The organism is Streptomyces sp. NBC_01803, assembly GCF_035917415.1.
In the GTDB taxonomy this organism is placed as follows: domain Bacteria; phylum Actinomycetota; class Actinomycetes; order Streptomycetales; family Streptomycetaceae; genus Streptomyces.
Map to the genome: position 1 here is coordinate 5,210,514 of NZ_CP109073.1, position 12,518 is coordinate 5,223,031.

The 12,518-nt window shown below is 74.9% G+C and carries 19 protein-coding genes and 1 pseudogene; 4 read left to right on the plus strand and 16 right to left on the minus strand.

All coding sequences use genetic code 11. From position 1 onward, the window contains the following. Nucleotides 1–42: 42 nt before the first annotated feature. The 3 genes from OIE51_RS23715 to OIE51_RS23725 all read right to left on the minus strand — a co-directional run bounded on the left by OIE51_RS23715 (nucleotide 43) and on the right by OIE51_RS23725 (nucleotide 1,453). Entirely contained in the window at nucleotides 43–504 is a 462-nt protein-coding gene (locus tag OIE51_RS23715) for a MaoC family dehydratase (RefSeq protein ID WP_326599815.1), read from the minus strand. Nucleotides 505–537: 33 nt separating this feature from the next. After that, nucleotides 538–861 (minus strand): DUF202 domain-containing protein, encoded by a 324-nt coding sequence (locus OIE51_RS23720; RefSeq protein WP_326599816.1) that lies wholly within the window; start codon nucleotides 859–861, stop codon nucleotides 538–540. A gap of 193 nt (nucleotides 862–1,054) precedes the next feature. After that, complete coding sequence (locus OIE51_RS23725; RefSeq protein WP_326599817.1) at nucleotides 1,055–1,453, minus strand: YidH family protein; 399 nt, start codon at nucleotides 1,451–1,453, stop codon at nucleotides 1,055–1,057. 152 nt (nucleotides 1,454–1,605) lie between these two features. Here OIE51_RS23725 and OIE51_RS23730 point away from each other — a divergent pair, with 152 nt between their 5' ends. From OIE51_RS23730 to OIE51_RS23740, 3 genes are read left to right on the plus strand one after another with little or no spacing between them, the layout of a single operon-like run. After that, nucleotides 1,606–2,373: a LamB/YcsF family protein gene (locus tag OIE51_RS23730; RefSeq protein ID WP_326599818.1), complete on the plus strand. Its 768-nt coding sequence runs from the start codon at nucleotides 1,606–1,608 to the stop codon at nucleotides 2,371–2,373. After that, on the plus strand, nucleotides 2,370–3,023 hold the full coding sequence (locus OIE51_RS23735) for a 5-oxoprolinase subunit B family protein (protein WP_326599819.1): 654 nt from the start codon (nucleotides 2,370–2,372) through the stop codon (nucleotides 3,021–3,023). The genes OIE51_RS23730 and OIE51_RS23735 overlap by 4 nt, the downstream gene beginning before the upstream one ends. Then, nucleotides 3,020–3,913 (plus strand): biotin-dependent carboxyltransferase family protein, encoded by an 894-nt coding sequence (locus tag OIE51_RS23740; protein ID WP_326599820.1) that lies wholly within the window; start codon nucleotides 3,020–3,022, stop codon nucleotides 3,911–3,913. The genes OIE51_RS23735 and OIE51_RS23740 overlap by 4 nt, the downstream gene beginning before the upstream one ends. Nucleotides 3,914–3,950: 37 nt before the next feature. Here OIE51_RS23740 and OIE51_RS23745 read toward each other — a convergent pair whose 3' ends face one another. The 13 genes and pseudogenes from OIE51_RS23745 to OIE51_RS23805 all read right to left on the minus strand — a co-directional run bounded on the left by OIE51_RS23745 (nucleotide 3,951) and on the right by OIE51_RS23805 (nucleotide 11,172). Then, nucleotides 3,951–4,265 (minus strand): gas vesicle protein K, encoded by a 315-nt coding sequence (locus OIE51_RS23745; protein WP_326599821.1) that lies wholly within the window; start codon nucleotides 4,263–4,265, stop codon nucleotides 3,951–3,953. Then, a complete protein-coding gene (locus OIE51_RS23750; RefSeq protein WP_326600771.1) occupies nucleotides 4,262–4,441 on the minus strand; it encodes a gas vesicle protein in 180 nt (59 codons plus the stop codon). Before OIE51_RS23750 ends, OIE51_RS23745 begins: the two co-directional genes overlap by 4 nt. 8 nt (nucleotides 4,442–4,449) lie before the next feature. Continuing rightward, nucleotides 4,450–5,232, minus strand: coding sequence for a GvpL/GvpF family gas vesicle protein (locus tag OIE51_RS23755; protein WP_326599822.1), 783 nt, complete (start codon nucleotides 5,230–5,232; stop codon nucleotides 4,450–4,452). Then, nucleotides 5,232–5,573 (minus strand): annotated as a pseudogene (locus OIE51_RS23760) (gas vesicle protein); the annotation flags it as partial. The gene OIE51_RS23755 and the pseudogene OIE51_RS23760, both read right to left, overlap by 1 nt. After that, a complete protein-coding gene (locus OIE51_RS23765; RefSeq protein WP_326599825.1) occupies nucleotides 5,570–6,226 on the minus strand; it encodes an SRPBCC family protein in 657 nt (218 codons plus the stop codon). The gene OIE51_RS23765 and the pseudogene OIE51_RS23760, both read right to left, overlap by 4 nt. 120 nt (nucleotides 6,227–6,346) lie before the next feature. Beyond that, the gene (locus OIE51_RS23770) at nucleotides 6,347–6,823 is read right to left on the minus strand and encodes a hypothetical protein (RefSeq protein WP_326599826.1); all 477 of its coding nucleotides are present in this window, start codon (nucleotides 6,821–6,823) and stop codon (nucleotides 6,347–6,349) included. Then, nucleotides 6,820–7,062, minus strand: a complete 243-nt coding sequence (locus tag OIE51_RS23775) for a gas vesicle protein GvpG (RefSeq protein ID WP_326599827.1) — start codon at nucleotides 7,060–7,062, stop codon at nucleotides 6,820–6,822. Before OIE51_RS23775 ends, OIE51_RS23770 begins: the two co-directional genes overlap by 4 nt. Before the next feature lie 25 nt (nucleotides 7,063–7,087). After that, entirely contained in the window at nucleotides 7,088–7,825 is a 738-nt protein-coding gene (locus OIE51_RS23780) for a GvpL/GvpF family gas vesicle protein (RefSeq protein WP_326599828.1), read from the minus strand. After that, nucleotides 7,822–8,283, minus strand: a complete 462-nt coding sequence (locus tag OIE51_RS23785) for a gas vesicle structural protein GvpA (RefSeq protein WP_326599829.1) — start codon at nucleotides 8,281–8,283, stop codon at nucleotides 7,822–7,824. The genes OIE51_RS23780 and OIE51_RS23785 overlap by 4 nt, the downstream gene beginning before the upstream one ends. A gap of 39 nt (nucleotides 8,284–8,322) precedes the next feature. Next, complete coding sequence (locus OIE51_RS23790; protein ID WP_326599830.1) at nucleotides 8,323–8,646, minus strand: gas vesicle protein GvpO; 324 nt, start codon at nucleotides 8,644–8,646, stop codon at nucleotides 8,323–8,325. A gap of 133 nt (nucleotides 8,647–8,779) precedes the next feature. Further along, nucleotides 8,780–10,051, minus strand: a complete 1,272-nt coding sequence (locus tag OIE51_RS23795) for a hypothetical protein (protein ID WP_326599831.1) — start codon at nucleotides 10,049–10,051, stop codon at nucleotides 8,780–8,782. A gap of 28 nt (nucleotides 10,052–10,079) precedes the next feature. Beyond that, on the minus strand, nucleotides 10,080–10,340 hold the full coding sequence (locus tag OIE51_RS23800) for a hypothetical protein (protein ID WP_326599832.1): 261 nt from the start codon (nucleotides 10,338–10,340) through the stop codon (nucleotides 10,080–10,082). Between the two features lie 352 nt (nucleotides 10,341–10,692). Further along, entirely contained in the window at nucleotides 10,693–11,172 is a 480-nt protein-coding gene (locus OIE51_RS23805) for a MarR family winged helix-turn-helix transcriptional regulator (RefSeq protein ID WP_326599834.1), read from the minus strand. Nucleotides 11,173–11,306: 134 nt separating this feature from the next. Here OIE51_RS23805 and OIE51_RS23810 point away from each other — a divergent pair, with 134 nt between their 5' ends. Next, on the plus strand, nucleotides 11,307–12,425 hold the full coding sequence (locus OIE51_RS23810) for a substrate-binding domain-containing protein (protein WP_326600772.1): 1,119 nt from the start codon (nucleotides 11,307–11,309) through the stop codon (nucleotides 12,423–12,425). The last annotated feature ends 93 nt before the right edge of the window (nucleotides 12,426–12,518 follow it).

Sequence of the window (12,518 nt, forward strand, 5' to 3'; positions counted from 1 at the left end):
TGGATCTACGCCACCGCCGCGCGTCCGCCCCGACGTGCGGGATCAGAAGTAGTAGCGGGTGACGCTCTCCGCCACGCAGACGGGCTTCGACCCGCCCTCGCGCTCCACGGTCACCGCCAGCGCGACCTGCACCCCCTCGCCCACGTCCGTGACCTCGGCGATCGCGGCGCTCGCCCGCACCCGTGAGCCGACCGGGACGGGAGCGGGGAAACGAACCTTGTTGACCCCGTAGTTCAGGGCCATCCGCACGCCCTCGACCCGCACCACCTGCGGCACGAAGACCGGCAGCAGAGCCAGCGTCAGATAGCCGTGCGCGATGGTCGTGCCGAACGGACCGGCCGCCGCCCGCTCGGGGTCGACGTGGATCCACTGGTGATCACCGGTCGCCTCCGCGAAGAGGTCGACCTTCTTCTGATCGATCTCCAGCCAGTCGCTGGTCCCCAACCGCTCGCCGACCGCTGCCCGCAGCTCCTCCGGCGACGTGAAAATCCTCGGTTCCGCCATGCCTTCAGCATACTGGTCAGTAGCCTCGCGGCGTCAGTCCGGAACGGCGAGCACCACCATCCCGACCAGCGCGGCGGCCACCACCACTCCGGCCGCCCCCAGCACCGTGCCGCCCGTGGGCGCCCCCGGCGGCCGGCCGGTGGTGAGCGCCTGGATGCGCCGGTGGGCCAGCGCCAGAAAGCTCACCCACAGCAGCGCGGCCAGCGCCACCCCCACACTGCCCACCGCCCGCCCGCCGTCCGAGGTCACCAGCCCCCGCGCCGCCAGCACCACCACGAGGGCGAACGACAGGGTCGTACGCCGCCACGCGAGCCGCGTGCGCTCCGGCTGGACGCCGGGATCACGAGGATCGCTCACGCCCGCGCGCCGCTCGTGGTGCGGTCTGGTTCGCTTCTCCGGCCATCGGGCGGTGGTGGGGGGTTGTGTGCTGTCTGCGGGCCGGTGGCCCGGTGGCCGTCGCTCGTGGTGGTGTGTGGTTCGCTTCTCCGGCCATCGGGCGGTGGTGGGGGGTTGTGTGCCGTCTGCGGGCCGGTGGCCCGGTGGCCGTCGCTCACGAACCCGCCCAGCCCAGCAGCACCGCGCCGATCACCAGCAGGGCGGTGATCACCGTGCCCACCGCCAGCAGCGCCGGGAAGCGGCTCACCGGCAGGTCCTCGCCGCGCCGCATCGCGCGCTCGGAGCGCACCCAGTGGTTCACGGCCCGGACCGCGCACAGCGCGCCGCCCGCCAGCAGCAGCACCGAGACCGTGGTGCGCAGCGCCCAGCGCAGCTCCGTCAGGAACTGGTCCACCCCGATCCCGCCCGCCAGCAGCGCCAGCGCGGTGCGCAACCAGGCCAGGAACGTCCGTTCGTTGGCGAGACTGAAGCGGTAGTCCGGCGTCGCTCCCTCGGCCCGCAGGCGCCGCGGGGAGAACCACAGCCGCACCGTCGCCAGCACCTGTCTGATCATGCTACGAGCGTAGGCGCCGCCGTCCCGCGTTCGACGGCGGTGGTGGGAGCCCTCCACGCCCCCGCGCCCGCCGTTCGCGAGCACGCCCGCGTCGCCGGGTATATGTTCATCAGCGACGCACGGGACGAGGAACACCAGGTGGCATGACGCCGATGACACACGAAGCGTCGATCGACCTCAACGCCGATCTCGGCGAGGGCTTCGGCCGCTGGCGGCTGACCGACGACGAGGCGCTGCTGTCCGTCGTCACCAGCGCCAACGTGGCCTGCGGCTACCACGCCGGTGACGCGCCCACCATGCGGCGGGTGTGCGAGCTGGCGGCCGAGCGGGGCGTGAGCATCGGCGCCCAGGTCTCCTACCGCGACCTCGCCGGGTTCGGCCGCCGCTCGATGGACGTCCCGCCCGACGAGCTGGCCGCCGAGGTCGCGTACCAGATCGGCGCCCTGGAGATCTTCGCCCGCGCGGCGGGTTCCCGGGTGGCCTACGTCAAACCGCACGGCGCGCTCTACAACCGGACCGTGCGCGACGAGGCGCAGGCCGCCGCCGTGGCCGAGGGCGTGGCCCTCGCCGGACAGCGCCTGCCGGTCCTCGGCCTGCCGGGCTCCCGCCTGCACGAGGCCGCCGCACGGGCCGGCCTGCCGGTGGTGGCCGAGGCGTTCGCCGACCGGGCCTACACCGACGCCGGCACCCTGGTGCCGCGCGGCCGGGACGGCGCGGTCGTCACCGACCCCGACACCGTGGTGGAACGCTCGGTCGGCATCGCCCGGGACGGCGTGGTCACCTCGGAGAACGGCACGCGCGTCCACGTCGCGGCACGCTCGCTGTGCCTGCATGGGGACACCGCCGGGGCCCAGGACCTCGCCCGGCGGGTCCGCGCGGCCCTGGAGAAGGCCGGGATCGGGCTGGAGCGGTTCGCGTGAGACTGATGCCCGTGGGGGAGCGCGCGCTCCTCGTGGAGCTGTCGACCGGCGAGGAAGCCCAGGCCCTCCACGCCGAGCTGCTGCGGCGCCGGGCGGCCGGTGACCTCCCGCCGGTCGGGGAGATCGTGCCCGCCGCGCGCACCGTGCTGCTCGACGGGGTGGCCGACCCCGGCGGCCTGGCCCGGCGCCTGACGACCTGGGAGATCCCGCCGCTGGCCGCCCAGGCCACCGAGACGGTCGAGATCCCGGTGCGCTACGACGGCCCCGACCTCGCCGACGTGGCCGCGCTGTGGGGCGTGCCGGAGAGGGAGGTCGCGCGCGTGCACTCCGGGGCCGGGTTCCGCGTCGCCTTCTGCGGGTTCGCCCCCGGCTTCGGGTATCTGACGGGGCTGGACGAACGGTACGCCGTGCCGCGCCGCGACACCCCCAGGACCCGGGTGCCGGCCGGCTCGGTCGCCCTGGCCGGCCCGTACACGGGCGTCTACCCGCGCACCTCGCCCGGCGGCTGGCAGCTCATCGGCACCACGGACGCGGTGTTGTGGGATCCGGCCCGCGAGCCGGCGGCGCTGCTGACGCCGGGCACCCGCGTCCGGTTCGTCGCGCGGGCACCGGAGCGGCCATCGGAGCGGACGTCGGAGCGGACGTCGTGAACGACCGCGCGTTCGCCGTGGTCCGGGCGGGCGCCCTGACCACCGTCCAGGATCTCGGCCGCGCCGGTCTCGCCCACCTCGGGGTGCCGCGCTCCGGGGCCCTGGACCTGCCCGCGCACCTGCTGGCCAACCGCCTCGTCGGCAACCCGCCGGACGCCGCCACCCTGGAGACCACGCTCACCGGCTGCGCCGTGCGGCCGTGCCGCGCCGTGACCGCCGCCGTGACCGGCGCACCGTGCGCGGTGACCGTCGACGGGCGGCCCGTGCCGTGGGGCGCGGCCGTGCGGGTGCCCGCCGGGGCCGTGCTCGTGGCCGGGCCGGCCACCGGGGGAGTGCGCGGCTACCTCGCCCTCGCGGGCGGCGTGGCCGTCGCGCCGGTGCTCGGCAGCCGCGCCACCGACCTGCTCTCCGGGCTCGGCCCGCCGCCGCTGGCCGACGGCGTGATGATGCCGCTGGGCGAACCAACCGGGCCGCCGCCCCCGCTCGACGCGGCGCCGCAGCCCGCGCCGCCGCGCGAGCTGGTCCTGCGGGTGCGGCTCGGACCGCGCGACGACTGGCTCACCGAGGCCGCCCCGCGCACCCTGGCCACCGGCCGGTACCGGGTGTCGACCGCGAGCAACCGGATCGGCCTGCGCACGGAGGGCCCGCCGCTGGCGCGCGCCCGGGAGGGGGAGCTGCCCAGCGAGGGCATGGTGCTCGGTGCCGTGCAGGTGCCGCCGGACGGCAGCCCGGTCGTCTTCCTCGCCGACCACCCGACCACCGGCGGCTACCCGGTCGTCGGCGTGGTGCCGGCGCCCGATCTCGCCGCCGCCGCCCAGGCCGTGCCGGGCACCCCACTGCGTTTCGTCCCGCTGCGCGGCGCGCGGCTCACGGCGGCGGCCGGCGCCTGACGGCGGCTGGTTCGCCGGTCGGCGGGCGGGCCGTCGTTCACCTCTCGCCGGGAGGCGGCAGCAGGGTGCCCAGCGGGCCGAGGTCAAGGTTCAGGTCCTCGGGGGTCAGGTCGTAGCGTGCGCACAGCTCCTCCATGCGCTTCGCCAGCAGCATCAGGGTCAGGCCGATCCGCTCCTCCTGGTCCTCCGTCAGATCGCCATGGTCGACCCGGCGCAGCGCCTGGCGTTCCATGAGCTGGCGCAGCAGCTCGATCACGGTCAGGACCAGCCGCATCAGGTCGCGTTCGACCGTGTCGCGGTCCAGCTCGATGCGTCCGCCCGTGCCGCCCGTGCCGCCCGTGCCGCCCGTCATTCGATCTCCCCGGCCACGGAGGTGATCAGCGCCCGCAGGTCCACGCGGACCAGATCGACGTCCGCGATGCTCAGCGTCAGATTCCCGACCAGCACCACGCCGCCCGCCAGCAGCCGGTCCAGCAGGTCGACCAGCGCGATCCGGCGGGCGGCGGGCGCGTGAGCGGGCGTCGCCATCGGGTCGTTCACCGCGACACCGCTTCCTCGTCCGCCGTGAAGGAGTACGGCGCCCACGGGCCGGTCAGGCTCAGCCGGAGTCCGGTCAGCCGGCCGGCCAGCTCGCCGGCCAGCGCGCAGAACGCCTGGCCGTCCTCGCGGCGGACCAGGTAGGCGCCGTTGAGCAGGTTCTGCCCCGGCTCGCCCGAGAGGCGGGCATCCTGCGGCGGGTGCAGGCGAGCGCCTTCCGCCGCCCTTACCAGCGCGTCGTGCACCGAGCGGACCGCGTCCTCGGCCTCGCGCCGGGTGCCGCCCTCGGCCTGCCGCTGCCTGCCGCGCTGCCGAAGGTAGTCGCGGCCGGAGGCCGGTTTGGCCGCCGGGGCCCGCGCGGAGCCGGGCGCGGGTGGGTCGGCGTACACCTTGACGCCCCACTCGGCGCGGCCGTCGAGGCGGTCGAGCGCGGCGGTGAACCGCGCGTGGTTCACCGTCAGCAGCCGCCGTATCCCGGCCTCGTCCCGGCAGACGGTGGCCAGCCGCAGCGGCAGGACACCGCCGCCCGCCAACAGGCCGTCCACCACCCGCTGATGGCCGCGCGCCGTCCGCTCCAGCCACGCCAGGTCCGTCAACCGGGCCCGCAGCGGCTCCTCGGCGAAGTCCCGCGCCGGGACGCGGCTGACCACGGCGGCCAGCCCGTCGTCCGGCACCGCCGCCGGCGGCCCGTCGTCCACGCCGCGCAAGCCCGCCGGCAGCTCGTCCCCGGCGCCGCCGCGTGTGACGGCGTAGACGTACCAGAGGCACCCGTCCTCGCTCATGGGATCTCCTCCCGCCTCTCCAGGGCCGCGACGCGCTCCCGCAGCCGTTCGTTCTCCTCGGCCAGCTCCCGCCCGCCGTCCGAGCGGGCGCGGGACGAGAGCGACGGGTCGTGCTCCCACCAGTCGATGCCCATCTCCTTCGCCTTGTCGACGGAGGCCACGAGAAGCCGGAGCTTGATGGTGAGCAGCTCGATATCGAGCAGGTTGATCGTGATGTCCCCGGCGATGACCACGCCCTTGTCGAGGACCCGTTCGAGGATGTCCGCCAAGTTGGCGCTGCCGCCGCCCCCGGCCGCCAGGCCGGGCGGGCCGTACGGTCCGGACACGGCCGCCGTCGTCATGACGGCGAGCCCCCGCCGGTCCCGCTCTCCTTCGCGTCGGCTACCGCGTCCTCGTGGCCGACGACGACCTCCCCGTTCTCGATCTCGCCGCGCCACTCGCCGGTGGCCTCGCCGCGCAGCGTCACGAACCGGCGGAAGTTCTTCAGATCCAGCCGGGCCCGGCGGCCCTGCGCGCGCCACAGCGCGCCCGTCCGCTCCAGCAGGCCCTGGGGGTGGTACTCGATGACCAGCAGGACCCGGGTGAGGGTGTCGGTGAGCGGGTGGAACGTGACGACGCCCTTGAGCGTGCCGCCGCCCTCGGTCGTCCAGGCGATCCGCTCGTTGGGGATCTGCTCGGTGATCCGGGCCTGCCATGCGCGGGTGACGCCCATGACCCTGGCCCGCCAGTGGGTGGTCGTGTCGTCCACCTGCTCGACGTCCTCGACGCCGCCCGCGAAGGCGCTGAACTCCTGGAACTGCGTCCACTGGTCGTACGCCTCGCGCACGGGCACGCCGATGTCGATGTCCTCGACAAAGGTGAGGAACCCACCGCCGCCGTTCGCGCTGACACGCTCCTTCAGGCCGGCCGCGCCCGACCGCACGGCCGAGCGCACCGCGCTCGTGCCCTCGGCGGCCTTGCCCCGGCTTCTTCCGGTGATTTCCGCGAGCTTCATGATGTCCGTACTCCTGCCCTCAGCGATGTCGGTGATGGATCACGCCGACGCCCCGTCCGGACCGGCGCGGCGGCCCCCCGCCGGACGGGACGGGTCACCGGGTCGCCGTCGACCGGGGTGTCATCCATCCGCCTCACCGCTCTCGTTCGCCTTAACCTTCCGGGTCGGGGCGCGTTTGGCCGTCGTGGCAGCCTTTCCGGCCGGGCCGGCGGTCGTCCGCGAGGACTTTCCCGCCGTGCTCCGCTTCGTGGCGGCGGCCTTCGTGGCAGCGGCCTTCCGGGCAGCGGCCTTCCGGGCGGTGGTCTTCTTCGCCGCCGTCTTCTTCGCGGCCGTCTTCCGTGTCGCGGGCTTCTTCGCCGCCGTCTTCTTCGCGGTCTCCGCGCCCTTCCCGGCGGTCTCCGCGGCCTTGCCGGTGACCTGGTCCGTGGCCTCGCCCACCCCGTCCGTCACCGAGCCGGCGCTCTCCCGCGGGCTCCGCGTCACGGCACCGAGGGGAAGGCGGGCCAGCGGCACGCTCGGGAACCCCACCCGGCCCAGGGCGTATCCGGCGGTCGCGGCCAGGGCCACGGCCACGGCGGTTGTGCTGTTGTTCGTCATCGGGTCAACCAATCGTGGGTCGGGTCAAGGCGTTCCAGCAGTTCGTCCTCGCGCCGGTCGAACTCCCCCTCGTCGATCAGGCCGCTGATCAACTCCTCTTCCAGCCCGGCGAGTTCGCGTTGCACGACGGACGGGTCGTAGTACTGCCGCTCCGCCTCCGCGACTACCTGCTCCAGCACCCAGCCCGCGCCGCGGGCCGGGGCGAGCGGCAGCAGCAGGATCTCTCTCAGCAGGCCCATGGCCGTCTCACGCGCCCTTCCGCTCTCACGCGGCCTCCACCGGGTCGGTCCGCACGAAGCTGTACGGCGGCAGCGGCCCGCTGATCCGGATGTCGAGGTGCGGGCTCCCGGCCCGCAGCTCCTCCAGGGCGGCGAGGAAGCCCACGGCCTCATCGCGGCCCACCAGGAACGACAGGTTCACCACCCGGCCCGCGCCGTCGGGACCCCGGCGGTGGTGTTCGGCGTAGGTGGCGAGGGCGTACTCGACGGTCCGCGCGTCCTGAAGCTCGCGGTCCCGGACGGCGTCCGCGACGAGTTGCCCGAGCCGGAGCCGGTCCTGGTACGTCGCGCCGCCCTCGACCCGGGTGGCCTCGTTGAGCTTCCTGATCTCCGGGTTCTCGGCCAGGATCGCCCGCAGCAGGACGTCCTCCCGGTGCAGCGCCTTGATGTTGTACTCGACCCGGTCCGCTACCGTCTCCAACTGGCCCCGGTAGAGGTCGGCGTGCCGCGCCAGCGCGCCCCGGACGGCGTCGTCGTCGGGCGCCGTGCTGCCGAACCGCAGTGGCAGCACCGCGCCCGCCGCGGCGGCGGCCGTCAGCACCCGCTGATGCGCGAACAGGTCGCGCCGCTTGGGCCGCAGCCCCTCGGGGCAGTCGCTGACGACGGCCGCCGTGTCGTTCTCCCGCAGGACACGGACCGCGCGCGGCGGATCGCCGACGCCGACCAGCCCCTCGGGAAGGCGGGGCAGGTCGGCCCCGGCGATGCCGTAGACATAAGTGGTCACTCGGATTCCCTCTCCCGCCGCGACGTCGTGGTGCGGCGTGTCTTCCTGGGCTCCGCCTCCTTCGCCTCCTCCTCACCGTCCGAGGAGGACGGGGTGAGCCCGTCTCTGCCCTTCTTGAAGGCGTCGGAGATCGTCTCGGCGGCTCCGGACAGGGCGCCCTTGGTCTTGCCGCGCGCGCCGTTCTCGGTGAGCCCGCCGACGAGTTCGGGCACGCCCGGGTCCTTGGCCGGTCCGGCCTCCAGGTCCAGCCGGTTGCACGCCTCCGCGAACCGCAGATACGTGTCCACGCTCGCGACCACGACGCGCACGTCGATCTTGAGGATCTCGATGCCGACCAGGGAGACGCGGACGAACGCGTCGATCACCAGGCCGCGGTCGAGGATGAGTTCGAGGACGTCGTAGAGGGTGCCGGACCGGGAGCCCGAGGTCTGCTGGATGGGTGCGACCGCTGTGGTCATGTTCGGAAGCCTCCTTCTGGGGCCTTGGCCGGGTTTCGGCTAGCGCCGGTCGGCCCGGCCCCGCTCGTACCGCTGGACGCGCCGGTAGCCGGTGATCCCGCCGTCGGGGTCCGTGGTGACCTCGTAGGTCGCCATCAGGCTCATCGTGTCGGGGACACGGGCGAGTTCGGTGACCTCCGTCTCCAGCACCCAGCCGTCGGCGTCGCGCTCGAACCGGGTCACCGCCTCGGCGCGCAGGCCGGTCAGCTCGGCGAACTCGGCGCCCGCCGTGCGGATCACGTCCAGCGCGGGGCGGGAACCGCCCGCCGCGCCGCTGTTGTCGTCGTCGCTTCGCTGCTTCTCGTGCTCTTCGTTCTCTGCCATGGCTCCTGCCGGGTTCCTTGCGGGAGCGGGGCCAAACGTCGCATCCCCGCGCGGCCTCGGTAAGGGCACCGGCGGCGGCGGTCAACTGCCGCGCCCGGCATGGCGGTCACGCCCGCGCGGGCGGCGCGCGAGCTCAGCCGGCTGACGTGTCGCCGTGCGGGCGCGCTCCGGTGGCCGCCGCCCGCAGCGCGCTGTCGAGGCAGGCCCGGGTCGAGTTGTCCCGGGCTCGTCCCCGTCCCGTCATCAGGTACGCCACGCGGTCGTTGAGCGCGGGCGGCGCGAAGAACTCGGCCGCCGCCGCCGGGTCGCGGGCGAGCGCCGCCAGGAAGCCGGGCACCGGGTCGTGCCCGGGGTCGCCGTCCGCCAGGAAGTCGAAGACCAGAGCGGGCCCGGCGTCCCACACACGCGACGGCGAGTCGCCCGGGCGCCCCTGCTCGTGGTCGAGCACCGCGTCGCCGTAGTCCAGCAGGAAGCCCGCGCCGTAACGCCCCGGCCGCATCAGCGCGCTCATCACCTGGAAGCCGCGCGGCCGGCCGGCGGCGCCCATGCCGACCATCTCCCGCTCCCACGTCTCCATGGCGGCCGAACCGCAGCGGGTGGCCGTGCCGAGCAGCTCCCCGAGCCGGGTCTGCAGGCTCGCCCGCAGCCGCCACGGCCGCCCGCGTCGCCGGCCCCGCCCGCCCGGCGCGCGGCCCACCGCCGTCCAGAACTCCACGACGCCCCACGCCCCCAGGCCGGTGGCGACGCGCTCCGCGAAGACCGGATCGCCCTCGTGCCGAGCCAGCAGCGCGGCCATCCGCGCCAGCCGCTCGTCCGGCGGGCGCCCGTCGCGCCGCGCCAGGCCGACGACGGCGCGGGCGTCCCGGTAGGCGCGCAGCGCGGCGTCGAGCGAGTCGTACCGGACCGGATTGAACGCGGCCGGGTCCGGGCCCATCGCGTCGCGCAGCGCGCGGGCGATCGTCCGGTCCTCCCACGCCGCCCGCCGCAGGATGTCGCCGATCCGTGCCGCGATGTCCGCCACCGCGGCCGGCCGGCCGGGCCCGCCGGGGTCCGCCGACACCTCGCCCCGGCGGCCGACCCGGACGCCGCTGGCCGGCGCCGAGACGTCCACCACGGTCCGCAGCTCGTCCTGGCACCGCTTCAGGCGCGTGTATCCGTCGCGACAGATCCCGCACAGCGTCCTGGCCTGTTCCAGCGCCGCCTCGAACTGCCCCGACTGCTCCTCCACATAGGGCACGGTCACCGCCGCGCTCCCGCCCGGCCACGCGACCGAACGCGCCTGCCCGGCCATGTCCAGGGCCCTTCCGCGCATCTCCTCCAGCCGCCGGACCTGCGCCGCCCAGTCCTCGACGGCCCTGCCGAGACCGGCCAGCGAGACGTGCAGCACGTCCTCGAAGCTCAGCATCCCCCGCTCCCCACACACACCGTGACGGCTACCGCGCGGACTCCCGCAGCCGGCGCGCTATGTGGTGGCAGGCGGCGCGCAGCTGATCCGTCTGGGACCGCCACCGCTCGGACACCTCGATCAGGGCGCGCCCGGTGACGAAACCGGGCCCGCGCAGCACGAGTCCGGCCGCGTGCGTCCCGTGCTCCGCCAGGTGTCCGCCCTCGTCGAGCTGATCGCGCAGCGCTCCGGCGCTGTCCCCGACCGGACCGGCGCCCGGTGACTCGGTCCACTCCCCGTCGAACGACATAACCCCCGCCCCATCCGACACAGAACGTGTCCGCCGCGTCGCCGCGGGTGATTCATCGTAGCCGCTCGACACCCACCCGGCGTAGGGCCGAAGCCGCCGGATCCGGCGCCCGCGGGCTCGCCGGTCCGGTGCCCGGCCGCCGGTCGGCCGCCCCGTCCGGGTGGGGACGCGACCGCGCGCCCTGCCCGGGAGGCGCGGAGCGGTGCGGGCTTTCGGGGCACCCCACGCCGCACGTTCACGTCCCGGAAGACGTGGACGGCGGACGGCGGACGTGGACGGCGGACGCGGGCCAGCAGCCGGTCAACGCGGGGGACGGCCAACGGCCGCTGTCCTCCCTCGGGTTCGGCCCGACCTACCCGGCCGCCCAGCCGGCCCGGGACTGCGCCGGCTCGGCCGGGGCGCCCTCCAGGCCGGTGATCAGCCGCCGCAACAGCGCGCCCAGCAGCTCGTCGTCCCCGCCACCGACCGGCAGCGACTCCCAACTCGCGCGCACCCGTTCGTCCAGGTGCCGCCAGAACTCCACGCCGCGCGGCGTCAGATAGGCCAGGATCCGGCGGCGGTCCACCGGGTCGACGCGGCGGTGCACGACGCCGTCGTCCACCAGCTGGTCCACCAGCCGGGTCAGCGTGGGCGGCGGCAGCAGCACGCACTCGGCGATCGCCGTCATCCCGTGCCCCTCGCCGTCCGCGAGCAGCGACATCACCCGCCAGGCGTCGACCGAGCACCCGGTCTCCGACAGGACCGCGCGCAGCCGCCGCGTGGACAGCCGCTCGGCGCGGGTCAGCAGCCCCACCAGATCGTGGGCTCGATGGTCGGGGGGCGGTTCGGACATGTCGCTGCGCTCCTCGGGCCGACGGCACCTCCATCGTACGGGCGCGCGGTGGCACGGGGCGGGCCGGAGCCGTTTGTCTCTTTCCTCGGCTTTTCCGTACGGCGCTCGCACATACGCGCCATGATGGGCCGGTGATGTGCGGGGACCACCACGACGCGGGCCGGCGCGGGCCGCTGGCCGCCGATCCCGGCACCCTCGGGGTCGCCCTGGTGGTGCCCCGGCAGGGCCCGGCCGGCATCTTCGGCCCGGCCTGCGAGCTGTGCGCGCGGCTCGCCGCCGACGAGGTCAACGCGGGCGGCGGGGTGCTCGGCCGAGAGCTGCGGCTGGTCACGGTGGACGGCGGCGCCCCGCCGCGTCAGGTGGCGGACGAGGTGGAGGCACTGGTCGCGGCCGGGATCGTGCACGGCGTCACCGGCTGGCACATCTCCTCGGTGCGGCAGGCCCTCGCGCCGCGCCTGGCCCACCGGGTGCCCTATGTGTATACGGCACTGTACGAGGGCGGCGAGAACTCCGAGGGCGTCTACCTCACCAGCGAGACCCCGGACGGCCAGCTCAGGCCCGCCATGCGGCTGCTGGCCGCGGAACGGCGCGTCCGCCGCTGGTACGTCGTCGGCAACGACTACATCTGGCCGCGCCGCACCGCGCGCGCCGCCCACGCCTACGCGCGCGAGACCGGCGGCCGGATCTGCGGTGAGGGCTATCTGCCGCTGGGCACTCACGAGTTCGCCGCCGCGCTGCGCCGCATCGAGCACGCCGACGTGGATGCCGTGCTGATGCTGCTGGTCGGCAGCGACGCGGTCCGGTTCAACAGGGCCTTCGCCGCCGCCGGGCTCGACCAGCGATGTCTGCGCCTGAGCACCCTGATGGACGAGAACATGCTGGTCGCCAGTGGGGCCGACGCCACCCGGGGACTCAGCGCCACGGCCGGCTTCTTCGGCTCCCTGGCCACCGCCGACACCCTGGACTTCCACGGCCGCTACGCCACCCGCTTCGGCCTCGGCTCCCCGGCGCCCAGCGCCCTGGGCGAGTCGTGTTACGAGGGGGTGCTGCTGCTCGCCGCGCTGGTCACCCGGGCCGGCTCCTGGGACGTCGCCGCGATCGAGGGCACCTCCCAGGAGGCCAGCTACGAAGGGGCGCGCGGACTGCTGCGGTTGAGTGGCCGTCATGTGCGCCAGCGCATCTATCTCGCCGAGGCGGACGGCCTGGACTTCGCGGTGACCGCGGACCTGGACGCCTGGAGCAGCCGGGTGTGATGCACCCGTGATACTTCCGAACGGAACTATTAACGGTCGGGAAATGCCAGGGAAACAGCGCGCTTTGAAGCTGTGGCATGTCCGCGCCGGGCG

Excerpts from the sequence above, each read along its gene's own strand:
- OIE51_RS23715 (WP_326599815.1), bottom strand. The coding sequence starts at position 504 with ATGGCGGAACCGAGGATTTTCACGTCGCCGGAGGAGCTGCGGGCAGCG.
- OIE51_RS23725 (WP_326599817.1), bottom strand. The coding sequence starts at position 1,453 with ATGATCAGACAGGTGCTGGCGACGGTGCGGCTGTGGTTCTCCCCGCGG.
- OIE51_RS23730 (WP_326599818.1), top strand. The coding sequence starts at position 1,606 with ATGACACACGAAGCGTCGATCGACCTCAACGCCGATCTCGGCGAGGGC.
- OIE51_RS23745 (WP_326599821.1), bottom strand. The coding sequence starts at position 4,265 with ATGACGGGCGGCACGGGCGGCACGGGCGGCACGGGCGGACGCATCGAG.
- OIE51_RS23750 (WP_326600771.1), bottom strand. The coding sequence starts at position 4,441 with ATGGCGACGCCCGCTCACGCGCCCGCCGCCCGCCGGATCGCGCTGGTC.
- OIE51_RS23755 (WP_326599822.1), bottom strand. The coding sequence starts at position 5,232 with ATGAGCGAGGACGGGTGCCTCTGGTACGTCTACGCCGTCACACGCGGC.
- OIE51_RS23765 (WP_326599825.1), bottom strand. The coding sequence starts at position 6,226 with ATGAAGCTCGCGGAAATCACCGGAAGAAGCCGGGGCAAGGCCGCCGAG.
- OIE51_RS23770 (WP_326599826.1), bottom strand. The coding sequence starts at position 6,823 with ATGACGAACAACAGCACAACCGCCGTGGCCGTGGCCCTGGCCGCGACC.
- OIE51_RS23775 (WP_326599827.1), bottom strand. The coding sequence starts at position 7,062 with ATGGGCCTGCTGAGAGAGATCCTGCTGCTGCCGCTCGCCCCGGCCCGC.
- OIE51_RS23785 (WP_326599829.1), bottom strand. The coding sequence starts at position 8,283 with ATGACCACAGCGGTCGCACCCATCCAGCAGACCTCGGGCTCCCGGTCC.
- OIE51_RS23790 (WP_326599830.1), bottom strand. The coding sequence starts at position 8,646 with ATGGCAGAGAACGAAGAGCACGAGAAGCAGCGAAGCGACGACGACAAC.
- OIE51_RS23795 (WP_326599831.1), bottom strand. The coding sequence starts at position 10,051 with ATGCTGAGCTTCGAGGACGTGCTGCACGTCTCGCTGGCCGGTCTCGGC.
- OIE51_RS23800 (WP_326599832.1), bottom strand. The coding sequence starts at position 10,340 with ATGTCGTTCGACGGGGAGTGGACCGAGTCACCGGGCGCCGGTCCGGTC.
- OIE51_RS23805 (WP_326599834.1), bottom strand. The coding sequence starts at position 11,172 with ATGTCCGAACCGCCCCCCGACCATCGAGCCCACGATCTGGTGGGGCTG.
- OIE51_RS23810 (WP_326600772.1), top strand. The coding sequence starts at position 11,307 with ATGTGCGGGGACCACCACGACGCGGGCCGGCGCGGGCCGCTGGCCGCC.